Origin of the sequence: Phyllobacterium trifolii (assembly GCF_014192095.1) — a bacterium.
Lineage (GTDB): Bacteria > Pseudomonadota > Alphaproteobacteria > Rhizobiales > Rhizobiaceae > Phyllobacterium > Phyllobacterium trifolii.
In genome coordinates this window covers 526,877-548,812 of the sequence record NZ_JACHXN010000001.1, presented here as the reverse complement: position 1 = coordinate 548,812, position 21,936 = coordinate 526,877, and the positions used below count along the sequence as shown (strand labels likewise).

Below are 21,936 nucleotides of genomic sequence, written 5' to 3'. Positions count from 1 at the left end.
CCGCCTTTTCATCGACGCTTCGACAGAGCCTCGTAGCCGACGCGAACCTTCTCAGCCAGTGTCAGCAACCTGTCCTTGCAGGTTTTCGCATCATAGTCGGCGGGTTGTTTCGGCGAAGCGATCACCGCCCTGAGCCAGCCGCGTACGGTACTGTCCGCCTCATCGGCTGATTTTCCGAGCCCCTTCAGAATGGTTTCGCTGCTTTCGATGGCCGAGTAATGCGGCTCGCGTCCGAGTGCGTCCTGACACTGATAGGAAACTATGACGAGATTTTTCGCATCCGCGATTACCCCGCTCTTGCTGACATTGCCGCCCGTTGTCGTGCATGCCGGCAAGATCGCAGCCACCAATACAATAGCCAAAACTGAAAATCGCATCTGTTCCCCCATCACTGGCGCGCAGGCTATTCAACCAGCGTCGTAGTGTCGAGAGGGTCGATTTGGAGAAAGGGCCCTGACGCTAGGGTACGAGCAGGTGCTGGCTCCAGTCCTTTTTCGGCACGAGATCGCCGATTTTATATTTGAAGCCGACGACGTTCATGTTGTCGGCGCTGGTTTGGCATTTGTATTTCAGGTGGTACCACTCGCCGCGGCTGCGAAAGGCAGCGCCGCGTGTCTTGATGGCGTGGTCTTCCATTGTCGGATCGGCGAAGGCATATGCGAGCACTTTATCCGGGTTGAACTTCCCCTCGTCCTTGCGGATGCGCTCCATCGCCTCCACATCGCAGCGCTGCTCCAGCCGGGTTTGCGGATCGAGCTTCTTCAAGCCTGCCTCCTCGGTCGAATTCATGGCTGATGCTGGACGAAACGCGAAAGCTGCCAGCGCAATCGTAACAAAAATCTTCTTCATGCTCTGATTGGCCCCTGTATCTGCAAATGGTGCCGGACAATATCGGCAAGTGATGCCAATAGCCAACCCTTGCCGGCCCAGCGCCCACAAAATTGAACGATATCCTGCAAACTGTGATTTCCGGTGCATCGGACGTGGATGGCGCCGCCAAACGCATCCTTGACGAATGGCCCGCCGAAAATGGTGACATCGTTGCGGGTTGGCGCCTGACCTGGCTTCAGGAAGGGGTCCGATGTAGCGAAATATATAAAGGGGGACTTTTCTGCGGTGATGGGGGAATTGATTGACGATCCAAAAAAACGCGGTTCCAAAGAGTGTTGCGGCAACCGAATGGCAAAGTCCCAGGTCGCTTAGGAGAAAACGAATCGGGGTTATGATATAAACATTCCACCTAAGAGGACTCACCGAAATCTCTTTGTCCCCGCCGGGCAAAAGGAGGGCACGGATAACCTAAATCGAATTGATTAGAAACACTTAGTCGAACTTTGCTTTGCGGAACAAGGTGCCATTTGTGTGCGTTGACCCACCATGACCAACCTCGATTTTCTTGCTGTCACGATTGAAGTTGATGAGACTGGTGAGCTGCAGAACGTGAGTTCCGTCGCTGAGGCCGCCGAAATCCTTCGTCAGAATTGGCCAGTCGACCGCGGCAAAGAACTTTCCAGAGCGCGGCGTGCCTGCCTCGATGCCATGGAAGGGACGGGGAGCGTGGAAGAGGCGAGAACTGCCTTCGTCGCTGCCGCCAAGGAAGCCGGCATATTGGTTTGGAACAGCGCTTGGCGGTTTTGATCTCGGCTCCATGCCGGTAATGCGATTTTTGGGTGAGGCGGAACAAAATCCTTGCAAACATGGGGTTTCATCTTTAGTCAGCGTCCTCGGAGAGGTGGCCGAGTGGTCGAAGGCGCTCCCCTGCTAAGGGAGTAGACCCGTTAAACGGTCTCGAGGGTTCGAATCCCTTCCTCTCCGCCAGTAATCTATATTCATGGTTCCAGAAATCGACCGTATCACCTGTGCTGTCGATTGCCCGGTAGAGATACATCCACTGGCCTCTGAGCTTGATGTAGGTCTCGTCGATATGCCACTCGCTGCCAACAGCGCTGGTCGAAATGACGGCCTATGAACATTATGCGTTCGGTCGAGCCAAACCTGTGTTCAGCGTTTTCAATTTGATGGTGCCGAGTGCGCAGCCTTGTTCAACCGGCGTTTTGCTCGAAAAACGTCCCACTGCTGATCGACCAGTACGCCAATAAGGATCACCCCTCCCATAACTGCAAAATTGAGCGACGATGGAATGCCGAGGAGATTGACCAGATTCTGCAATTCTTGCAGCAGTATTGTGCCGAGAATTACCCCGACGATTGACCCTTCACCACCGCGCAGCGAAAAGCCACCGAGGACGGCGGCCGCGATCGCATACAGTTCATAAAAATTGCCGTGGCTGGCGGGGGAAATCGAGCGGGTATACATTGCAAAGTAGATAGCCGAGAGTGCCGTCAATACACCGCAAATGACATAGGCAGCCATCACCATTCGACCTGTCCTGATCCCGGAATATCTTGCCGCTTCCTCATTTTTGCCGATGGCATAAAGATAACGCCCGAAAACTGACCGGTGCAATACTACCCACGTCACGCCCATAATAATGAGAAGTGCTATAAAGCTGTTGGGAATGCCATAGGTGCGGCCGGCCGTAAGGAATTCAAGAGTGGGAAAGTTCTGGCCGAAAGCAAAGCCGGCGGTCCCATCGGCAGTATAGAACCGGGCGATCCCGCGATAAATCAACAAGCCACACAGTGTCACCACGAATGGCTGGAGCTTCAGCCGCGTGATTAGCCAGCCATGGGCCAAGCCAACGAGCCCACCGAGAACCAGGATGAGTATGAAAGCCAATGGCCAAGCCATGCCATGATTTGCAATCAAATCGATGAACAGAACACCGAGTAGCGCAATTAACGAACCCACCGAGAGTTCGATACCGCCGGTTATGATAACAAACGCTTGTCCTATCGACAGGATACCGAAGAGACCGATGAGATTCGACGTATTGGCGAGATTGATGGGCAGCAAGAAACGAGGATTGATTGTTGCGACAACGGCTCCCACGACGACTATGAGGATCAACAAGCCAATATCTTTTTTATTCATCGTGATCTCCAACCCTTATAGATGCTATCGTGCTGACTTGCCCACCGCCAGCAAAAGCACATTCTCCTGATCAAGTTGATCCTTGGCCAGAATGCCGGAAATCTGGCCTTCATGCATAACTGCGACGCGGTCAGAAACACCGATGACTTCCTCCATGTCGCTCGAAATCATGAGGACCGCGACACCCGTGTCGGCGAGCGCCTGCATGAGTCTGTAGATTTCAGCCTTGGCTCCAATATCGATCCCGCGAGTCGGCTCGTCGAAAATCATGATCCTCGGTTTCATCGCCAGCCATTTTGCCAGAACGACTTTTTGCTGGTTGCCGCCAGACAAGGTGCCGACACGCGTTTTTACCGATGGGGCCTTGATGCCAAGGTTACTTTTCTGTGCTTCCGCCGTCGCATTTTCACTGGCGGCTGAAATTATCAAATTGGCCGAATGCGCCGAAAGATTAGGTAGCGAAATATTCTGTGCAATAGCGAAATCAAGGAGTATGCCAGCCAGCTTTCGATCCTCGGGGACGAGAAAGATGCCATTAGCCACCGCATCAGCGGATGAAGAAAGCAGGACATGTTTGCCATCCAGATAAAGCTCTCCGCCAAGGCTCCTGTCTATGCCGAAGACAACGCGGGCGAATTCAGTCCTGCCCGAACCTACAAGTCCTGCTAGCCCGAGGATTTCGCCATGCAGCACGTCCAAATCGACGATCCGATGAGGGTAAGCAGCTGTGCGAATGCCCTTGGCGGACAGCGCGACTGCACCAGCCTCGCGCTCCGAGGTATTTGTACGGGCTTTCAAAGCACGGCCTATCATGAGCTTGACCATCTGGTCGTGATTAATGGCGTCGGTTGCAAGTGTGCCCGCCAGCATTCCATCTCGAAGGACAATAACTCGATCGGCGACGCTCTCGACCTCGTGGAGTCGGTGCGAAATAAAGATAACGCTAATACCTTCTGCCTTTAGGCCTTTGATCACGCCGAGCAACTTTTCAGTTTCAGCCAAAGGAAGACTTGAGGTGGGTTCGTCCAGGATAACAAGCCTTGCCTTGATCGAAAGAGCTTTGGCAATCTCGACCATCTGCTGCTGGGCTAGCGACAATTCCGATACGGGGGTGTCGGCCGTAAAATTAGCGCCGACCCGTTTGAGGAGTGGTAAAACCATCTCGCGCAATTTAGCGCGATCGACCAGCTTCAGAGGGCCGCCGCGCAAGGGCTCCCTGCCAAGGAAGATATTGGCGGCAACGTCAAGATTTTCAAAGAGGTTCAGTTCTTGATGTACGAAGGCAATGCCGGCTTCGAGGCTGTGTTCGACGGTCAGGCGTTCATGGTCCACTCCGTCGATCCTGATCGTACCACTATCCGGGGCCGCCACACCGCCCAGAATTTTCATCAACGTTGATTTGCCAGCGCCATTTTCGCCGACAAGGCCGATTACCTCGCCAGGTCTGATCTCAATGGAAAAGCCATCCAACGCCACAACCCCGGGATAGGTCTTTCGCACGTCATGCAGGCTGAGGAAGGCTGCCTGATGACGTGCGTCAGAAGAAGTATCGATTGTGCCCGGCATGGATTCGGCGCGATTAACGCCACCTGTTGCGGTAAAACCATTGCCAGTCATCGCGTCAAGCTCTTGTTCGAAAACAGCCTAGTTGCCAGCCATCTTTTTCAGATTGGCAGCGTATGCATCGACATCGTCCTTGCCGACAATCACAGTCTTGATAATCAGCAATTTGTTGTCCGGAATGCTCGACTTGTCACCGGCAAGGTAAGCGGCCATCATTTTCATACCCTGATAGGCCCATTCGAATGGCTGCTGCACGACTGTAGCGGCGACAGTGCCTTCCTTGACGCCACCCAACGTAATCGGATCGTCATCAAATCCAACGACGGTGATCTGCCCCAACTTGCCTGCATCGCGGAGAGCCTCGTAAATGCGCGGTGTATTATAAGAGTAAAAGCCAACCATGCAGGTAACATCCGGGCTAGCCACCAGAGCGTCTTCGACGTTCTTCTTGGCACGCGTCTGGTCAATATCGTCTCCGCGAACATCGACTAGTTCAATTTTGGTGCCTGCGAGACCATCCTTCATGCCCTGGATGCGTTCCTTGGCATTGTCAGCGCCGAGCAGGCCGACAAATCCGAGACACTTGCCCCCGTTGGGCATGGCTTTTTTCGCGATTTCTGCAGCCTGTTTGCCTGCATCGACGTTGGACGAACCGATATAGGCGACGCGATTAGTCTGAGGCGCATCGCTATCCGTGGTAAACAGGGCGGTCTCGGACGCAATCTTGTTGAGTCCATCGGTAGACGTCTTCGGATCTACGGCCGACACCATGATGCCCTTGACGCCGGCTGTGACGAGATCATCCATCAGACGCTGCTGGATGGCTACCGAGGACTGCTCAGGATACTTGAGCTCCAAGTTGTAGTCGGGCAATTCGGCCTGCGCCTTCTTGACGCCCGCCTCGGCAGCTTTCCAGAAATCGGAGGCCCCATTCACCACGAAAGCCAGCGTTGGCTTGTCGGCGGCATAGGCCATAGTTGGCATTGACGCGCTAAACATCAACGCAGCGCAAAGTGCGGCAATAGATATTGCGGATTTCATGTCTAACCTCCCATTTGGCTCAACGCAGTCGTTGATCCGAGTTTTCAATCGGTGATCGAAGCCGGGCCACCTCCTATGGTTACCGGCAACGGGTGAAAGGCGTTCCACCATTCAGCCTGGAGACTTTAATGAGCCGATTCTCAATAGTAAATAGAATTATCATATAGTATTATCATTGCGTTCTCTTCTACTCCTATCCCAGTTTCGGCATACAGATTAGTAGAGCCGTCCGCGATTGCCCGTGTTGATGATCGTTTGCACGTCCTCGACAGTCTCTGCGAGTTTGCCGCGTGCGACCAACATCTCGGCAAACGAAGGCAGGTTGGTGGGAAAAGGCCAAACCTCCGGCCGCCACATGCCGGAGCGGACCATGCATTTCAGGCAATGCGAAAGCACATGCGAAATCTCAATGGCGAGAATACGCTCTGGACGCTTACCATTGACGACCGTGGCTCTACGCAGCCCGGCATCACGGACAATGATCGCCTATCGATATACAAACTGCCGGACTGCTATGCTGCCAGCTCTGTTTCGCGATCGAAAAGATGCAGATTATCCAAGGAGATATGCAAGCGGACCTGGTCACCTCTGCGAGTTTCGGGCCTGCCACTGTGGGCGAGAACGACTGGTTGCGATGCGACCTCCAAAACCACGAAGGTCATGCTTCCCGTCGACTCAATGCCGGTGACGGTCGCATCAATGGCCATGTCGTTCACGCAGGGCTTCAGGGAAAGATGTTCGGGCCGCATGCCGATCCAGAACTTGCAACCGGCAGCGATGTGGCGATTCAAACCTATCTGGGTGCTGTCGTTGTCGAGAACCAAAGCACCATTTTCGGTTGCGGTCGCAGGCAGGAAGTTCATCGCCGGTGAACCAATGAAACCGGCGACAAACCTGTTCGCCGGCCGGTCATAAAGATCAAGCGGACTTCCCTGCTGCTCGACAACGCCGGCACGCATAACGACGACGTGATCGGCCATGGTCATCGCCTCGACCTGATCGTGCGTGACGTAGACCGACGTCGCGTTCAGGCGCTCATGCAGTTTGCGAATCTCGCTGCGCATATGGACGCGCAGCGCCGCATCGAGATTGGAGAGAGGTTCATCGAACAGGAACACTTTCGGATTGCGCACAATGGCGCGACCCATGGCAACACGTTGCCGCTGACCGCCCGACAAGGCTTTGGGCAGGCGATCCAAAAGATTGCCAAGGCCGAGGGTTTCTGCAGCGGTTCGCGTGCGCTCCGAGATTTCTTCCTTCGGACGACGTTTCAGGCGCATCGAATAGTTCATATTGTGCTCGACATCCATGTGCGGGTAGAGCGCATAGGACTGGAATACCATGGCGACATCGCGCTCACGCGGCGGTTTGCCGATGACACTCCGTCCGGCAATCCGGACGTCGCCGGAGCTCGTTTTCTCGAGTCCGGCAAGGGTCCGCAGCAAAGTGGACTTGCCGCAACCGGACGGACCTACAAGCGCGACGAACGAGCCCTGTTTGATGGAAATGTTGACGTCCTTGAGCGCATGAAACCCGCCATAATGCTTGTTCAAATGGTCGATTTCGATCTGGAGCATCATTCACCTCATTTAAGTGCGCCGGCGGTTAGGCCGCTGACAATCCGACGTTGCAGGAGCATGAATACGATTAGAATCGGCGTCACATAGATGGCCGCGTAGGTCATGATGCCGTTCCAGTCATTGGCATTCGGCCCCATGAAGGTCTGCAATCCGACCGTTGCTGTCTGCAATTCGTTCTTGGCGATTAGCGAACGTGCATAGACATATTCGCCGAAGGACTGCAGAAAGATCAGCACGGATGTGACAAGAATGCCGTTACGCGCCAGGGGCAGCATGATGTGAAAGAATGCGCCGATACGCGATGATCCGTCTACGAGCGCCGCTTCTTCCAGTTCACGCGGCACCTGCACGAATGTTGCCCGGCAGAGGACGATGTAGAGCGGCAAGACCTTGGCGGTTTGCGCCAGAATAACAGCGATGCGCGGACTGGCTAAAAGACCGATCTGGTTGAACATAACGAAGATGGGTGTGACCATCAAAGAAGACGGCAAAACCTGCATCATCAGGATCGCGAAGAGGGCAATTTCAATCCAGACATTGCGCACCCGCGATAATACGTAGGCACAGCCAGTTCCCAATGTCGTAGCAAGGATCGTAACACCTGTAGCGATGAGCAGCGAATTCCAGATGTACCTCCCCATGTCGCGGCTCTTCCATACCTCCAGAAAATTCCACTGCGTGTCTGACGGCCAGAATGTAGGCGGATACTGAAATATCTCGGTACTGCTTTTCAGGGCCGTCAAATACATCCAGTAAAGCGGGAACAGATAGATCGCCGTCATGGCCAGACCGAGGATGAGCAGAACGTAGCGTTTCATCAGCGTCCTCCTTCCTCAGTAGCTGTGTTCATGACGCGTAGAGCGCACATAAACTGCTGCTACCACTATGACGAAGATGATCATGAGAACCGAGACGGCACTGCCAAGAGAAATCTCATACGTCTGGAATGAGAACTGCCACGACCAATATTGAGCGACATTCGAGCTGTCAGCGGGGCCGCCCTGTGTGAGCGCAGCGATCAAGTCGAATTGTTGGAGTGTAAAGATAACGCCGAGCGATATCACCGCGCCAAGCTGCGCACGCATCAGAGGGAGGGTAATAGATCGAAAACGCTCGAATGCTCCTGCGCCATCAAGTTCGGCCGCCTCGTAGACATCGCGCGGTATGCTCGCGAGGCCAACCGAGAGCAGTATCATGTTGAAGGGAATGCCGAGCCAGATATTGGCGATGATAACGGCATAGAGCGCTACGTTTGGATCCGAGAGCCAGAAAATGCGGTCATCGGCAATCCCGAGGGATGTCAGAACATAGTTGATAACGCCAAAATCGCCGGCGAAAAGCCATTTCCAGATTGCGCCGACGACGAGTGCGGGCATGATCCATCCGGCCAGGAACAGGCCACGCAAATAGCTGGCACCCGGAAAGTCCTGTTGGAAGAAAAGCGCCAGTCCGAAGCCGATTGAAAGCTGGAACACAATTGAGAGGACCACGAACTTTACTGTGTTCCAGAAGATTGTACGTGCAACCGGCTGGGAGAAAATATCGTAGTAATTTTGCAAGCCGACGAATGGGCGGTTGAATGACGTGAGCGTGAACATGTCAACCGTCTGCAAGGACATGATGATGTTGTAGATGATGGGAAACGCCGAAAAAATGATGAGATAGAGCAGGGCAAGCCCAAGCAGCAAGATGTCAAATCCGCTGCCGTCCCGGATGGTTCTGATGATGCCTTGCACAGTATCCTCCCGCATGCTGCTTCAAGCCTGTAATCCTCGCTCCTCCGCATGCGCGAAGGAGCGATTGTCGAAGCCTATTTGTTCAAAACAGCGTCGATTTGCTTCTGTGCAGTACCCAGCGCAGTCTTCGCATCGCTCTGATGCGTCAACGATGACTGTATGGCGGTGTAAATCGCCTTGGAAATCTTGGGCCATTCAGGATGAGGACCGCGATTGCGGGCATATTTCATGCTTTCCTCGAAGACGGCATAGATGGCTGGTGTTTTTGGATCATTCGACTTCACATTTGCGGCAGGCACAAAGCCAAAACGGTTCCAGACATCGGGCATCTTGCTATAGAGAAACTCCAGCAGGATAAAAGCTTCTTTGGGATGCTCGCTTTTGGCGAGGATAACGTTGTCGCCTTCGCCGAGCGCAGAGGCGCGTGTGGCGCCTTCCTGGGGAATCGGCAAAAGCGCGGCGCGATAATCGAATTTTGCTTCCCGTCCCATGCGAGGTAGTTCCCATGGGCCAGAAATGGCCATCGCTGCATTGCCGGCATTGAAGGTACCGGTTGAGTCAAACTGGCTGCGGATCAAGGTATCGGGAGATGCGAGCTTCTCGTCCAGCAGTTTGCCCCAGAAATCCAGAACCTTGATGCCACCCTCGGTGTCGACCTTGTTGTAGTCGCCGCCGGCCATCTGCAGCCAGGGCAAAAACTGGAATGTACCTTCTTCCGTGGCTACCGCCGAAAACGCCAAACCATAGATATTCTTGGCCGGATCGTTGAGTTTCTTCGCGGCGGCGTATAGCTCGTCCCAGGTTTTGGGCGGATTGTCCGGGTCAAGGCCCTTCGCTTTGAACATGTCCGCATTGTAGTAGAGCGCAATGGTATTCGCGCCGCGTGGAATGCCGTAAATCTTCCCGTCCCAAGTGACTGAGGAAAGCGGGCCGGGGAAAATATCGTCCTTCTTGATGACCTTCGATTCAGCGAGCATGGGGCTGAGATCCAGCAGCAAGCCACGCGAGGCGAAGAGCGCGACTTCGGGATTGTCGATATAGGTCACGTCAGGCGATTCACCCGTCGCTGTGGCACGCGCCAGATCGTTGACCATGTCGCGAAACTGAACGGTCTTGATGTTCAGCTTGATGTCCGGATGTGACTGCTCGAACTCGTCCTTCAGCAGGTACATGTACTGATCGGGGCGATCGATCGTCCAGATATCCAGCGTTACCGGCTCGGCTTGAGCGGCACCGGATATGAACAGCGATGCAGCCGCGATCCATTTCATAACTCGTTTCATGCTTTCCTCCTCTTGTTGCTGGTTCGGCCTGCTTGCTTCTTTGCGGCAAGATTGGCCGGTGTCGAGTTTCAGGGGTTAGGGACGTATGAGCCGCCGCGGCTCTGCTTGAGATAGTTGAGCGAATGCACTTGCCCGGTCATTTCGAGCTCATTGCGATAGACCGGATCATGCCAGCCCTCGATGTCGATCGAGCCCGACCACCCGGCAAGCCGCAGTTCGGAAATCACATCGACCCAGTTGGTGTCGCCGAAACCCGGCGAGCGCATGAATACGAATTTCTCCTTGCCGAAGATGCCGTGCTCGCGGATGACCTCCCAGCGGATCGTCGCGTCCTTGCCGTGAACATGGAAAATCTTCGGTGCCCACTTGCGAATTTGCGGCAGCGGGTCGATCAGATAGACCATCTGATGGCAAGGTTCCCATTCAAGGCCAATATTATCGGCTGGAACCTCGTTGAAGATCATTTCCCAGGCGTCGGGATTATGCGCGATGTTCCAGTCGCCGCTCGCCCAATTGCCGTCCATCGCGCAGTTTTCGAATGCGAGTTTTACACCTTTGTCGGCAGCACGCTTGGCCAGTTCTGTCCAGACTTTCCGGTATTGGGGTAAGCTTTCCTCGATTGGCTTACCGCGAACACGTCCCGTAAATCCGGCAATCGTCGTCGCGCCGAAATGGTGCGCATTGTCGATGAGCGCTTCCCAACCTTTCAACGTTTCACGGTCGATTTCTGTATCCTCGAGCGGATTGCCGAACATGCCCAGTGTCGACATGGTGACATCCTCGTCGCCGATCGCTTCCTTCAGTTCCTCCGCAAGTCTTGGCAGGTCCTTGTTCATCACTTGCCAGAAGAACGGTTCGAAGCTTTCAAAACCGTGCGCCAATATGCTCTTGACATAGGCAGCAGGGTCGGGCGCATTACCCTTGATCATGGTACCGATACGGATGGCTTTTGCCGTGTTGCTCACTTCGAACTCCTTCAGATCGTAATTTCGATGCGTCGTCCGGATTCGGCGCTGTCGATCGCACCGAATACCATGGCGAGGCTCTTGATATTTTCCATGCCGACGGTCTCCGGAGGCGGACCGCCGCGCGTAGCTGCAATGAAATCCTGCATGACTCCGAGGTGACCGCCGATACGATCAGACGCGTCGAGGGGAGGGATATCGACGGCGGTCACCTCAGAAAACAGGCCTTCTCTGCCGGAGGCGACGGCTTCGGCCCGTATGTCATCGTATCCGTCCCAGACAATCGATCCCTTGCTGCCGACGACACGCCATGCACTCTCCCAGCTTGTGCGCAAACCGTCGGCACACCAACTGCCGCGATAAGTGAAAACCGCACCATTGGAGAATTCGAAGATGGCAGCCGCTGAAGATCCCTGGCTGTACCACGAGTTGCCGGGCTCCCACTCGCGGGCGTAGACGGCGTTGACGTCGTCTCCTGCAAGAAAGCGGGCAGCATCGAATGTATGGATCGCCATGTCGAGAAATAGAACGTGGCGCATCTCTTCGCGGAACCCGCCGAAATGCGGAGCGAGAAAAAAATCGCAATGGAGGCTCGTCACGTCGCCAATTGTGCCCGACTGGATAAGCCTGCGGATACGCCGGATTTGTGCCAGATATCGCCGGTTTTGAACGACGGCATGAATTCGGCCTGTCTCACTCGCACGGCGAACAAGATCGCGCGCTTCCTCCAGAGTTTCCGCCATTGGTTTTTCGGAAAGAACATGGCAGCCAGCCTCGAGCGCAGTGGCAACTGTTGCATGCCTGGCGGCTGGTATCACGATATCGAAAACGATGTCGGGAGAGGTTTGACCAAGAACATCAGGTAGATTGCTGCCGATGGCGGCAGTCTCCCAACCGAACTCCTTGGCGCGGTGTTCAGCGCGCCCGGTGTCGAGATCGACGATGCCGACAATCTCGACATCGCCGATGGTGCGGGCTGCCTCGAACCATGCTTTGCTCATGGCTCCGCAGCCGACTAAAACGGCACGTTGCATTTTTTCTCCTCCCAACGAAAACCATCAAAAATCAACGAAATCGATTGCAAATGGCTTCCGTAAACGTTTACGATTTCATATCGGAGTTTTAATTTTGTCAATCCCTCATTTCGGTGTTTTATGAGGGGCGGCCCTCAGAACGAGCGCGCCAAGGAGAAAAAAGTGTGAGTATTCGGGACCTTGCCCGCCATCTAAATATTTCGATCGGAACTGTTTCGCGAGCGCTGAATGGCAAGTCCGATGTCAATCCCGAAACCCGCGAGCGTGTGCTCGTAGCGGCGAAAGAGTTCGGCTATGTTCCGAACCAGTCTGGCCGCAGCCTGCGACAGGGTACCACCAACACGATCGGTTTCATGATCGAGTCGTCTATCGAAACGGCCGACAATGGCGGAAGCTTCTTCATGCCGGTGTTCGAAGGCGTGCAATCCGTATTCAGGCGGCATCAACTCGATCTCGTGGCTCTACTATGTGGAACCGATGAGGATCCCGGTGCCTATCTCAACCGCATAGTCGGACGCCGGTTCGTCGACGGATTGATTATTTCAGCGACAATGCGCAATGACCCGCGAATAACATTCCTGCTCGAGCGGAAAATCCCCTTTGTCACGCTTGGGCGCAGCGCCACGGGCGGCCAATATCCCTGGATAGATCTTGACTTTGAAGGCGTGGCGGCAACCGCGGTGGCCCGGCTGCTCAAATTCGGTCATCAGCGAATTGCAATCGGCGTACCGGCCAGTGATATCAATCTTGGCTACGTTTTCTTGGAAGGTTACAGACGAGCTTTGAGCGCCAATGGCATCAGCTTCGATCCTGATCTTGTTTTTCCGGCGAACAGCAATGAAGAGGGCGGTTACCGGGTTGCTACCGCAATGCTGGCGCAGAAACAGATGCCGACCGCGGTCATTCTGGTGAATGAAAACATGGCGATCGGTCTTTACCGGCGCTTCTACGAAGCGGGTATCCATCCCGGCCGGGACATCGCCGTCGTTGGTTTTCGCGAAAGCACGCAAAGTCGCTTCCTGTCGCCCACTCTCACATGTTTTCGGATTTCGCTCCGCGATCTCGGCATTAAGTTAGCCGAAGCATTGCTTTCAACCATGCCGGCTTTCGCGAGCAATTATCCGCAGGACAGCATTGACTTGGTCTGGCCGATGGAATTGGTACCCGGCGAAAGCGATGGTCCTTGGCATGGAACCTGATTGGTTAGAGGTCGCTGGTTATCTCGATGGTGTCATCAGATGCCTCGGGGAGCGTCGGCGGCTCTGCCTGAAGCCCAAGGGATTTGCGGGTCCTGTATCCGGATCCGGGGTAGGGTACCCGATATTGCTTGCAGATGGCAGCCGGTGCCGTGCAGGATATGACAAGATCCGGGGCGACTTTACTCAGCGGTCTATCGCAGACGTGTTGGTAGAGCTCGAGACGGGTCGTCGGTTAGGGTCTGGGGCTCGATCCATCAAAAGCTTGGAATTCGCCGCCCCCTAGCGGGGTTCGCCGCATAGCACGATCACGGACCAGGCATTCCGCTACTTGAGAATCGACCCAACCAAGGCAATCATCGTGGCTCCTGACAAGAGATTTGATGGACTGGCTCAAATGCCGTTGAGCTGCAAAGTTTTGCGTCCGGACTGGCAGAGATAATATTCGGCCAGCAACTATCGAGGGAGCGAAAAATGAAACTATTCAATCTGCAGGGTGAAGTGGCCATCGTTACTGGCGCGGGCAGTGGCATTGGGCAGGCCATAGCAATTGGGATAGCTGAGGCTGGAGCTGATGTCGCCTGTTTTGGCCATCGCTCAAACGGTGGTTTGGACCAGACCGCAGAAAAGATTCGTGCTCTGGGCCGCAAGACCTTGACGTTCGAAGGTACTGTAGTCTCAGCGAAGGACCTTTCTGGGGCGATCGAACGAATTGAGAAACAGCTTGGCCCGTTGACCATTGCTGTTAACAACGCAGGCATCGGCGCTGGCGGCGAAGCCGAGACGCTGGAGCTGAAGAACTGGCAGCGGGTCTATGACGTTAACGTTACGGGCGTTTTCCTGTCTTGCCAGGCTCAAGCGCGCGTAATGCTGCCCCGTAGGAAGGGGTCAATTATCAACGTCGCTTCCATATCTGGCTCGATCGTCAACCGCGACCTGAAGCAGGCAGATTATAATTCGTCCAAGGCCGCTGTCATTCATCTCTCCAAGAGTCTGGCGATGGAGTGGATTGGCCGTGGTGTTCGGGTCAACTCGATTAGTCCTGGATACACACTGACACCCATGAATCGTCGGCCTGAAGTTGCCGACCAAGTGGAGATATTTGCGCGGGATACGCCGATGGGTCGCTTGGCGACGCCTGAGGAAATGATCGGTCCCGCCGTATTCCTTTCGAGCCGCGCTTCGTCGTTCGTCACGGGCATCGACCTTGTCGTCGATGGTGGATTCACCTGCTGGTAGCGGTTTGTAGGATGAGGGATTTGCCAATCCCTCGGCCTGACACCACAGTCTACCGCAATATAGACTTGATCCGCCGCGATCGGCGCACCGTAGTCGGCGACCATTGGTCGGTTTCTCCATCACGCTGGATGTGCATTGTTCTCAGAAAAGGCTTGACTTATGTTTTAAATTATAAAAAACAATAGCGAATGGCTGCTCTGCCGCTCGAGACGAACCATGACGAAGTTCGTCGGATCAATGAATGAAGGGCAGGGAGACAAAGTCCCATGAATCGCCGGAGAATTGGAAACACGGGCGTTCACGTCACGGATGTCGCATTCGGTTGCTCGGCAATCGGTAATCTCTATAAGCTCGTCAGCGAGCAGGACGTCTCGCAAGTGCTGCAGCTCGCTTGGGATAGGGGTATCCGTTATTTTGACACCGCGCCTCACTACGGCCGCGGTCGTTCGGAATTACGCCTCGGCCGATTCCTCAAGGGTCGCGATCGGCAAAGTTATGTCGTCTCCACCAAGGTCGGGCGCCTCCTGTCGCCCGGCGAAACCCTGGACCAGGCTGACGGGTTCATCGCGCCACTACCCATGGCCGTTCGCTACGACTATTCTGGGGACGGTATTGAGGCCGCCTTCGAGCAGAGCTGCGCGCGGCTTGGGACGTCCTATATCGATATCCTCTATGTGCACGACATCGGCCGCCTGACCCATGGGGCCCGCCATGGGGTGCAGATGGCCGACTTGTTGGGCACCGGCATCGATCGGCTCCAATGGCTGAAGCAAGCAGGCCGCATCGGCGCGTTCGGCCTTGGTGTGAATGAGAACGAGGTTTGCCTGGAAGTGATGGCGGCGGCGGAACTCGATGTGATCCTTTTGGCTGGGCGTCTCACGCTAATTGACCGCTCGGCGGAAGAGGCGCTTGTCGCACGATGCCGGAAATCGAATACGAGCCTCGTGCTCGGCGGAATATTCAATTCCGGCATCCTGGCGACGGGGCCGGTTCCGGACGCCGTGTTCGACTATAAGCCTGCGACGCCGCACATGCTCGAAAAGGCGCGATTACTCCAAAGCCGCGCCGAGTCTTTTGGGGTACCCCTCGCCACCGCGGCACTTCGCTACGCGATGACCCACCCGGCGGTCATATCGGTGCTCCTGGGGACCGCGCAAACGCGTTCCCTGATCCGCAATCTCGATGCGATCTATGCGCCGTGGCCCGAGGGCGGTGATGCCATCTTCGATCCGCTAGGATAGGGCGTGAATGCGCAGCGAGGAGAGTAGGGTCTGCTTCGATGTGCGAAGGTGGTCGCGCGCGGCCGCGAGTGCTGAGGCTTCGTCGCGCGATTTCAGGGCCGCGATCAGTCTCAGATGTTCGTCGATTGCGGCTGCATTACGCTCGCGTTCGTCCTTCTTATCCCACTGATAATGGTAGTGGAAAATCAATGAGATCACCTTCTGGAACTCGGCGACGAAGCGATTGCGCGTGATGCTGCCTATCGTTAGATGAAAACGCTCGTCCAGCAGGGAAAAATCGTGAAAGCGCTCATCTATTGCCGCCGCCAGGGCGCGATGCGCCTCGTCGAGTTCCTCAATCCTGTGCCAAATCTGGTGGCTGTCGGGTAGCGCGATGAGCTGTGAAATCGCGTTGAGCTCAATCATCATTCGGAAATCGGAAAGCTCGATCGCGAAATCAGAAGTGAATCCAACCAGCTCCCAACCGTTTTTGGGCCGACGTTTGACAAGGCCGAACCGGCTGAGCGACGCTAGAAACTCCTGCAGGCCGTGGACGCTGACCCGAAACTGTCGGGCAAGTTCGGCGACATTGAGCGGCGTGCCCGGCGGCACGTCGAAGCGCAGGATCCAGTAGAGAAACTGACGTTCGAGCTCTTCGGGGGAAACCTGGCTAGCACTTACCGTCAGCCATTCGTCTGGGCGGGGCGTCCGAATGAGCGCTTTCTGGCGTCCCCTCCATTGCACTACCCCGATCATATCCAAACGCTCGAGGATTGAACGGATCACAGTACGGCTCACGTCGAATTGCGCGGCAAGCGCCAGTTCCGAAGCCAGAAAATCACCCGGTTTCAACGCGGAACACTCCTCGAGAACCGCATTGAAAGTTGCCCTGAAGCGTTCGTCCGTCCGCGCCATCGCGAGAGCCTCCTGTCTCTGCTCCAATATACCAAAGGACAAGTGTCGACAATAATTAAAAACAATTGACAGTGGATATTTTGACCTGCATTCTGCATTTAATTATTTTATACCGCTCAGGGAGGGGCGTCATGTCAGTTGAAGTGGATCGGCTTGCTGTGCCTTTTGCTGGCGTCAAAATTTCATCCGACGCCCTGCATAAGCTTTCAGCGCTATTCACGCTTTTCATGCTGGTCGGATTTTTTTCCTTCGGCAATGCAGCCTTCCTGAGCGTCGGCAACGGGTTGACGGTGCTCTTGCAGACGTCGGTAATCGGTCTGCTCGGGATCGGAATGACGCTGGTGATCGTGACCGGAGGTATCGATCTCAGCGTGGGTTCGGTACTGGCGCTTTCCGGAACCGTAGCTGGGCTCGCCGTCAAGGCCGGAATTCCTGTACCGCTCGGCATGGCTATGGGAATCGCGGTCGGGGCTCTGTGTGGGGCCGTCAATGGGATCGTGGTCACGAAGATGCGCATCACGCCATTTGTCGCCACGCTCGGCATGATGCTGATCGCGCGGGGCACTGCCCTGCAGATCACCGGCGCCGCTCCGATTTCGCAGTTAGGCGAGGCGTTCGGCAAGCTGGGCAACGGTTCGCTTTTCCGAATGATCGGCATGGGTTCGAATGGGCTGCCCAAGGTCATTTTTCCGGGAATTCCCTATCCGGCGATCCTGCTTGTCGTCGTTGCCGTTGCTGTCGGCTTCATGCTGCGCCGGCGTTCCATCGGCCGCCACATCTATGCCACTGGTTCGAATGAGGAAGCCGCGCGGCTTTCCGGTGTCGAGGTCGATCGAACCAAACTTGCCGCCTATGTCATGTCCGGCGCGCTCGCCGGACTGGCCGGGATCGTTTTGATGTCCCGACTGGTTACCGCCCAGCCCAATGAGGGCGTCATGTACGAGCTCGACGCGATCGCTGCGGCCGTCATCGGCGGGGCGTCGCTGATGGGCGGGGTCGGCACCGTGTCCGGAACCATGATTGGCGCCTTCATCATCGGCGTCTTGCGCAACGGCCTGAACATGGCCGGCGTCTCAGCCTTCATCCAGCAGATCATCATCGGCTTCGTCGTCATCATGGCGGTCTATGTCGATCAGCTGAGAAGCCGCCGTTAACCGGCAAAACTGTTTTCATCAGAGGAGGAGACTATGAAGAAGACCTTGAAAGCACTGCTTCTGGCAAGCACAATAATCGCCACGCCCGCCACCGTCATGGCGGGAGAAATCGCGGTGATCGTCAAGACGACTAACTCGAACTTCTGGCAGAATGTCAACAAGGGCGCTTCTGCCGCGATCGCCGGTCAGAGTGAACACACGATGACCTTCAACGGCCCGGCGGCGGAGTCCGCGATTGCCGACGAACTCAACATGGTCGAAAACGCCATCAACCGCGGCGTGATTGGCATCGTGCTCGCACCGTCGGATCCGGATGCGCTCGCTCCGGCCGTCAAAAAGGCCAACGAAGCCGGTATCCCAGTCGCGATCATCGACTCCGCGCTCTCGGATGCCAGCAAGGGCACCTTCCAGACCTTCCTTTCGACAGATAACTGCGCGGCCGGCAAGCTTGCCGCGACGATGATGATCGACAAGGTCGGGAAAGAAGGCAAGGTGGCCGTAATGTCCTATGTGGCGGGCGTCGGCTCGGAAGTCGGTCGCGTCGGCTGCTTCGTCGATTATCTAAAGGCGAATTCCAAGCTGGAAATCGTCGGGCCATACTATTCGCAGTCCCAGATGGCGACGGCGCTCAACCAGACGACCGACGTGCTCGCCGCCAATCCGGATCTCAAAGGCATCTTCGGCGCCAACGAGCCGACCGCGGTCGGCATGGGCCGTGCAATCGTCCAGGCCGGCAAGGTTGGCGAGGTCGTCGCCATCGGCTTTGACGGCAACGAAGACCTGCAGGCCTTCGTCAAGGATGGTACGCTCGTCGCGACCATGGTCCAGGGTTCGTATCAGATGGGCGAACTCGGCGTGAAGGCCATTCTCGACATCGTCGGCGGCAAAAAGGCTGAGCCGAAGATCGATACGGGCGTTGTCGCCGTCACCAAAGACAATATCGCCGCTCCCGAGGCCAAGAACGTTCTGTACTGAACGGCCGGCCGCGAGAAGGTAGGGGCTCAGGCCTCTGCCTTCTCTTTCCTCAGGAAGACCTCATGAATGCTCATGTCACACGATCGCGGCCGCTGGTCGAGATGATCAATATCCAGAAGAGCTTTGGCGGCGTTCATGCAGTCGAAGACGTGTCGATTGACCTCTTTCCTGGAGAGGTCGTTGGAGTCCTGGGCCATAATGGCGCGGGAAAATCCTGTCTGATGCGGATTCTCTCCGGCGCCATGGCGCCGAACGCCGGCACGATCAGGATGGGGGACGAGGATGTCCGGTTCCTATCACCTCAGGACGCGCGACGTCAGGGGGTCGAGACCATCTACCAGACGCTTGCCCTCGCCGACCATCTCGATGCTCCGTCCAATCTGTTTCTCGGCCGCGAGCTGAAGACGCGATGGGGCAATCTTGACGACAAGAACATGATGGAGGAAGCGCGCCGGGTGCTGCATCGGCTCAACCCCAACTTCAAGAATCTGAGCGATCCGATTTCGCGATTGTCCGGCGGTCAGCGGCAGGTCATTGCAATTGCCCGCGCCATTTATTTCAAGGTGAAGATCCTCATCATGGACGAGCCGACGGCCGCGCTCGGACCAGCCGAGACAGCAATGGTCGCCGATCTCATCAAGCAGTTGCGGAGCGAAGGTATCGGCATCTTTCTTATTAGCCACGACATGCACGACGTTTTCGATCTCTGCGACCGTATTGTTGTGATGAACCGGGGACGCAATGTCGGCGGCTACTGCATCGAGGAAGTAACCAAGGATGATGTGCTGAGCCTGATCATCAAGGGCGAGATGCCCGACGGCTGGCGGCCGCGCAATGCGGCCAGGACACCACAAACCGGCCTGAGTTCGAATTGAGGAAGGAAGACGAATGTTATGCGGCACCTGCGTCGAACCCGGACGGTTCGAACTCATCGAACGGCCTCTTCCCGTAGACTTGCCGGAAGGCTCGGCCTTTGTCGACATCACGGCAGTCGGCATTTGCGGAACGGATTATCACATCTATGCCGGGAAACATCCCTATCTCAGCTATCCGCGCGTGATCGGCCATGAACTCAGTGGCCGGCTGGTCACGCCTGTAGACGGCATCGAGGCGGGCACCCTTGTCGTGATCAATCCCTATATCGCCTGTAACAAATGCCGCGCCTGCCTGCGCGGCAAACCGAACTGCTGCTCGAACATCGCGGTGCTGGGCGTTCATTGCGACGGCGGCCTCTGCCAGCGCGTCGCAGTTCCGGCAGGCAACCTGATAGCCGCCGAAGGACTCGACGAAATCCAGGCCGCCATGGTCGAATTCCTGGCGATCGGGGCCCATGCGGTGGCGCGTTCGGGACTCGCCGCCGGCGACCGGGTGCTGGTCACGGGCGCCGGACCGATCGGCATCGGGACCGCGCTTTTCGCGCGGCTCGCAGGCGCGGAGGTTCATCTTTTGGATTTGAGCTCGCAGCGGCTGGCTTTGGCGCGCGAGAGTTTCGATTTTCAGAATACGTATGAAGATACGTCGCGGATCCTTGAAGGCGACCGCGCCGATGGCTTCGACACTGTCTTCGATGCAACGGGGGCTGCGGTAGCGATAGAAGCAGGCTTTCCATTGCTCGCGCATGGAAGCAGCTATGTGCTCGTCAGCGTCGTGAAGGATCATATTCGTTTTGACGACGCGGAATTCCACAAGCGGGAAACTCGCATCATCGGCAGCCGCAATGCCGTCCAGTCAGATTTCGAAACCGTCATGGCGGCCATCCGTGAGGGCAAGATCTCCACGGATGCCCTCTGCTCGGTGATCCTGCCGCTGGCCGACCTGCCGCAGCGCCTGCCCGAACTCGCCCAGGACAGGACCGGACTGATCAAGGCGGTGGTGAGACTCTGATCCAGCGCCTACGGTTGCATCCAGAGAATAATGTGGCTTAAAGTTGTGGGTGTGTCTCCCACGATGCCGTACGCCGTGGCCTCATACCATTTCCATCAGATTTATGGGTTCACGACCTAACTCTTCCCACATCCGGCTCCAGCCGTTAATGTCCGTACGACTACGGGTGTCTTTGCGGCCCCTGCGGGTATCGAGCTGGGAGTGTACAATGCCATGACCGGAACGCGTCGCAAGCTGACGACGATCTTCTCCGCGGATGTTCAGGATTATACGCGCTTGATGCGTACCGATGAGGAAGGAACCCTCGACACCCTGAAAAAATACCGCGATGCAATGTCCCGGTTGATCGAAATCCATGGCGGCAGGGTCGTCAACACCTGGGGCGATGGACTGATCGCCGAATTCGCCAGCGTGGTCGAGGCGGTCCGCGCAGCGCTCGATGTGCAGAACGAGCTTGCGGGCTACAACGCCGACCGCCCCGACGACACGCGCATGTTGTTTCGTATCGGTATCAACCTTGGCGATGTAATCGCCGAAGGTGACGACATCTACGGCGATGGTGTGAACGTGGCTGCACGCCTGCAAGCATCTGCATCGGCTGGCGGCATCGTCATATCAAACACGGTGTACGACCACGTGCGCAACAAGGTTGCGGTGGGTTTCGAATGCTTGGGACAGCTGCCCGTCAAGAACGTTGAAGGTGGTGTGCTCAGCTATGCCGTCAGGATCGGGGAAGATAGTGCTCGTTCTGCACAACAGGAGCCCTTTCCGGCCAGGGGCGCGTCCGATGAAAAGACCGTTGAACTCACCAACACCCGCAACACTGGCTCCGGCGTGGTAACAAAGTGGCGCAACTACGGAATATTGGGCGCAGTCTCAGCCGGTATCGTCGCCATCAATCTGCTGTCGTGGGACGGCGAGTTCTGGGCGCCGTGGCCAATCCTCGCTATAATAACCGTGGCCGCACTGTCATGGGTACGCACCATACGACAGGTTGATCAGGTTCTGGCGACCCTCGCCATTTTTGGCTTTGCCCTCATCTGCATCAATCTGCTTTCCTGGCAGGGCACTTTCTGGGCCACCTGGCCATTGCTTGCGATGGCTGTCCTCGGCAGTATCCGATGGTTTACGCGCCGGCGCGCGGAACCTTGACACCA

Annotated in this window: 21 protein-coding genes, 1 tRNA gene and 1 pseudogene; 9 read left to right on the top strand and 14 right to left on the bottom strand. The window is 56.1% G+C overall.

The features are described 5' to 3' along the window. Window positions 1-8: 8 nt before the first annotated feature. From FHS21_RS02810 to FHS21_RS31765, 3 genes are all read right to left on the bottom strand, one after another. The gene (locus tag FHS21_RS02810) at window positions 9-377 is read right to left on the bottom strand and encodes a hypothetical protein (RefSeq protein ID WP_112527652.1); all 369 of its coding nucleotides are present in this window, start codon (window positions 375-377) and stop codon (window positions 9-11) included. 82 nt (window positions 378-459) lie between these two features. Further along, window positions 460-849, bottom strand: coding sequence for a DUF930 domain-containing protein (locus tag FHS21_RS02805; protein ID WP_112551216.1), 390 nt, complete (start codon window positions 847-849; stop codon window positions 460-462). A 474-nt stretch (window positions 850-1,323) separates the two neighbouring features. Then, window positions 1,324-1,650: a hypothetical protein gene (locus tag FHS21_RS31765; RefSeq protein WP_446686524.1), complete on the bottom strand. Its 327-nt coding sequence runs from the start codon at window positions 1,648-1,650 to the stop codon at window positions 1,324-1,326. Between the two features lie 76 nt (window positions 1,651-1,726). Between FHS21_RS31765 and FHS21_RS02795 the strand changes: the two genes are divergently transcribed. Then, window positions 1,727-1,818: transfer RNA gene (locus tag FHS21_RS02795), tRNA-Ser, on the top strand. Between the two features lie 22 nt (window positions 1,819-1,840). Here the strand turns inward: FHS21_RS02795 and FHS21_RS02790 are convergent. The 10 genes and pseudogenes from FHS21_RS02790 to FHS21_RS02740 form a co-directional block, all read right to left on the bottom strand. Next, a pseudogene (locus FHS21_RS02790) lies at window positions 1,841-1,930 on the bottom strand (DDE-type integrase/transposase/recombinase); the annotation flags it as partial. Window positions 1,931-2,010: 80 nt separating this feature from the next. Next, a complete protein-coding gene (locus FHS21_RS02785; protein ID WP_112527660.1) occupies window positions 2,011-2,994 on the bottom strand; it encodes an ABC transporter permease in 984 nt (327 codons plus the stop codon). Between the two features lie 24 nt (window positions 2,995-3,018). After that, complete coding sequence (locus FHS21_RS02780; protein WP_112528103.1) at window positions 3,019-4,560, bottom strand: sugar ABC transporter ATP-binding protein; 1,542 nt, start codon at window positions 4,558-4,560, stop codon at window positions 3,019-3,021. Between the two features lie 78 nt (window positions 4,561-4,638). Further along, window positions 4,639-5,598 carry a sugar-binding protein gene (locus FHS21_RS02775; RefSeq protein ID WP_112527662.1) on the bottom strand — a complete coding sequence of 320 codons (960 nt, stop codon included), beginning with the start codon at window positions 5,596-5,598 and terminating at the stop codon, window positions 4,639-4,641. 512 nt (window positions 5,599-6,110) lie between these two features. Further along, complete coding sequence (locus FHS21_RS02765) at window positions 6,111-7,178, bottom strand: ABC transporter ATP-binding protein (protein ID WP_112527664.1); 1,068 nt, start codon at window positions 7,176-7,178, stop codon at window positions 6,111-6,113. Window positions 7,179-7,183: 5 nt separating this feature from the next. Next, window positions 7,184-7,996, bottom strand: coding sequence for a carbohydrate ABC transporter permease (locus FHS21_RS02760; RefSeq protein WP_112527666.1), 813 nt, complete (start codon window positions 7,994-7,996; stop codon window positions 7,184-7,186). 15 nt (window positions 7,997-8,011) lie between these two features. Beyond that, window positions 8,012-8,914 carry a carbohydrate ABC transporter permease gene (locus FHS21_RS02755; RefSeq protein ID WP_112528105.1) on the bottom strand — a complete coding sequence of 301 codons (903 nt, stop codon included), beginning with the start codon at window positions 8,912-8,914 and terminating at the stop codon, window positions 8,012-8,014. Window positions 8,915-8,988: 74 nt separating this feature from the next. Further along, the gene (locus tag FHS21_RS02750; protein ID WP_112527668.1) at window positions 8,989-10,197 is read right to left on the bottom strand and encodes an ABC transporter substrate-binding protein; all 1,209 of its coding nucleotides are present in this window, start codon (window positions 10,195-10,197) and stop codon (window positions 8,989-8,991) included. Window positions 10,198-10,265: 68 nt separating this feature from the next. Further along, window positions 10,266-11,162 carry a sugar phosphate isomerase/epimerase family protein gene (locus FHS21_RS02745; protein WP_112527670.1) on the bottom strand — a complete coding sequence of 299 codons (897 nt, stop codon included), beginning with the start codon at window positions 11,160-11,162 and terminating at the stop codon, window positions 10,266-10,268. Window positions 11,163-11,173: 11 nt separating this feature from the next. Then, window positions 11,174-12,196 carry a Gfo/Idh/MocA family protein gene (locus FHS21_RS02740; RefSeq protein WP_112527672.1) on the bottom strand — a complete coding sequence of 341 codons (1,023 nt, stop codon included), beginning with the start codon at window positions 12,194-12,196 and terminating at the stop codon, window positions 11,174-11,176. Window positions 12,197-12,360: 164 nt separating this feature from the next. Between FHS21_RS02740 and FHS21_RS02735 the strand changes: the two genes are divergently transcribed. The 3 genes from FHS21_RS02735 (at window position 12,361) to FHS21_RS02725 (ending at window position 15,872) form a co-directional block, all read left to right on the top strand. Further along, a complete protein-coding gene (locus FHS21_RS02735) occupies window positions 12,361-13,395 on the top strand; it encodes a LacI family DNA-binding transcriptional regulator (protein ID WP_112527674.1) in 1,035 nt (344 codons plus the stop codon). A gap of 471 nt (window positions 13,396-13,866) precedes the next feature. Then, the gene (locus tag FHS21_RS02730; RefSeq protein WP_112527678.1) at window positions 13,867-14,631 is read left to right on the top strand and encodes an SDR family oxidoreductase; all 765 of its coding nucleotides are present in this window, start codon (window positions 13,867-13,869) and stop codon (window positions 14,629-14,631) included. Between the two features lie 266 nt (window positions 14,632-14,897). After that, window positions 14,898-15,872, top strand: a complete 975-nt coding sequence (locus FHS21_RS02725; RefSeq protein WP_112551220.1) for an aldo/keto reductase — start codon at window positions 14,898-14,900, stop codon at window positions 15,870-15,872. On the opposite strand, the gene FHS21_RS02720 is transcribed toward FHS21_RS02725, so the two are convergent. Beyond that, window positions 15,864-16,703: a GntR family transcriptional regulator gene (locus FHS21_RS02720; protein ID WP_246410740.1), complete on the bottom strand. Its 840-nt coding sequence runs from the start codon at window positions 16,701-16,703 to the stop codon at window positions 15,864-15,866. The two genes, FHS21_RS02725 and FHS21_RS02720, sit on opposite strands and share 9 nt — an antisense overlap. 194 nt (window positions 16,704-16,897) lie before the next feature. Between FHS21_RS02720 and FHS21_RS02715 the strand changes: the two genes are divergently transcribed. The 5 genes from FHS21_RS02715 to FHS21_RS02695 all read left to right on the top strand — a co-directional run bounded on the left by FHS21_RS02715 (window position 16,898) and on the right by FHS21_RS02695 (window position 21,931). Then, window positions 16,898-17,920 (top strand): ABC transporter permease, encoded by a 1,023-nt coding sequence (locus FHS21_RS02715; protein ID WP_112527684.1) that lies wholly within the window; start codon window positions 16,898-16,900, stop codon window positions 17,918-17,920. 33 nt (window positions 17,921-17,953) lie between these two features. Continuing rightward, the gene (locus FHS21_RS02710) at window positions 17,954-18,895 is read left to right on the top strand and encodes an ABC transporter substrate-binding protein (RefSeq protein ID WP_112527686.1); all 942 of its coding nucleotides are present in this window, start codon (window positions 17,954-17,956) and stop codon (window positions 18,893-18,895) included. Between the two features lie 62 nt (window positions 18,896-18,957). After that, window positions 18,958-19,770 carry an ATP-binding cassette domain-containing protein gene (locus tag FHS21_RS02705; RefSeq protein ID WP_210283299.1) on the top strand — a complete coding sequence of 271 codons (813 nt, stop codon included), beginning with the start codon at window positions 18,958-18,960 and terminating at the stop codon, window positions 19,768-19,770. A 13-nt stretch (window positions 19,771-19,783) separates the two neighbouring features. After that, entirely contained in the window at window positions 19,784-20,779 is a 996-nt protein-coding gene (locus FHS21_RS02700) for a zinc-binding alcohol dehydrogenase family protein (protein WP_112551221.1), read from the top strand. A 213-nt stretch (window positions 20,780-20,992) separates the two neighbouring features. Beyond that, the gene (locus tag FHS21_RS02695) at window positions 20,993-21,931 is read left to right on the top strand and encodes an adenylate/guanylate cyclase domain-containing protein (protein ID WP_183660899.1); all 939 of its coding nucleotides are present in this window, start codon (window positions 20,993-20,995) and stop codon (window positions 21,929-21,931) included. The last annotated feature ends 5 nt before the right edge of the window (window positions 21,932-21,936 follow it).

What these genes read in the sequence shown, in the direction of transcription:
- FHS21_RS02780 (WP_112528103.1), bottom strand. Translation starts at nt 4,560, where the DNA reads ATGCCGGGCACAATCGATACTTCTTCTGACGCACGTCATCAGGCAGCC.
- FHS21_RS02705 (WP_210283299.1), top strand. Translation starts at nt 18,958, where the DNA reads ATGAATGCTCATGTCACACGATCGCGGCCGCTGGTCGAGATGATCAAT.
- FHS21_RS02750 (WP_112527668.1), bottom strand. Translation starts at nt 10,197, where the DNA reads ATGAAACGAGTTATGAAATGGATCGCGGCTGCATCGCTGTTCATATCC.
- FHS21_RS02805 (WP_112551216.1), bottom strand. Translation starts at nt 849, where the DNA reads ATGAAGAAGATTTTTGTTACGATTGCGCTGGCAGCTTTCGCGTTTCGT.
- FHS21_RS02730 (WP_112527678.1), top strand. Translation starts at nt 13,867, where the DNA reads ATGAAACTATTCAATCTGCAGGGTGAAGTGGCCATCGTTACTGGCGCG.
- FHS21_RS02760 (WP_112527666.1), bottom strand. Translation starts at nt 7,996, where the DNA reads ATGAAACGCTACGTTCTGCTCATCCTCGGTCTGGCCATGACGGCGATC.
- FHS21_RS02700 (WP_112551221.1), top strand. Translation starts at nt 19,784, where the DNA reads ATGTTATGCGGCACCTGCGTCGAACCCGGACGGTTCGAACTCATCGAA.
- FHS21_RS31765 (WP_446686524.1), bottom strand. Translation starts at nt 1,650, where the DNA reads ATGGAGCCGAGATCAAAACCGCCAAGCGCTGTTCCAAACCAATATGCC.
- FHS21_RS02710 (WP_112527686.1), top strand. Translation starts at nt 17,954, where the DNA reads ATGAAGAAGACCTTGAAAGCACTGCTTCTGGCAAGCACAATAATCGCC.
- FHS21_RS02715 (WP_112527684.1), top strand. Translation starts at nt 16,898, where the DNA reads ATGTCAGTTGAAGTGGATCGGCTTGCTGTGCCTTTTGCTGGCGTCAAA.
- FHS21_RS02775 (WP_112527662.1), bottom strand. Translation starts at nt 5,598, where the DNA reads ATGAAATCCGCAATATCTATTGCCGCACTTTGCGCTGCGTTGATGTTT.
- FHS21_RS02810 (WP_112527652.1), bottom strand. Translation starts at nt 377, where the DNA reads ATGCGATTTTCAGTTTTGGCTATTGTATTGGTGGCTGCGATCTTGCCG.
- FHS21_RS02695 (WP_183660899.1), top strand. Translation starts at nt 20,993, where the DNA reads ATGACCGGAACGCGTCGCAAGCTGACGACGATCTTCTCCGCGGATGTT.
- FHS21_RS02740 (WP_112527672.1), bottom strand. Translation starts at nt 12,196, where the DNA reads ATGCAACGTGCCGTTTTAGTCGGCTGCGGAGCCATGAGCAAAGCATGG.
- FHS21_RS02785 (WP_112527660.1), bottom strand. Translation starts at nt 2,994, where the DNA reads ATGAATAAAAAAGATATTGGCTTGTTGATCCTCATAGTCGTCGTGGGA.
- FHS21_RS02765 (WP_112527664.1), bottom strand. Translation starts at nt 7,178, where the DNA reads ATGATGCTCCAGATCGAAATCGACCATTTGAACAAGCATTATGGCGGG.
- FHS21_RS02725 (WP_112551220.1), top strand. Translation starts at nt 14,898, where the DNA reads ATGAATCGCCGGAGAATTGGAAACACGGGCGTTCACGTCACGGATGTC.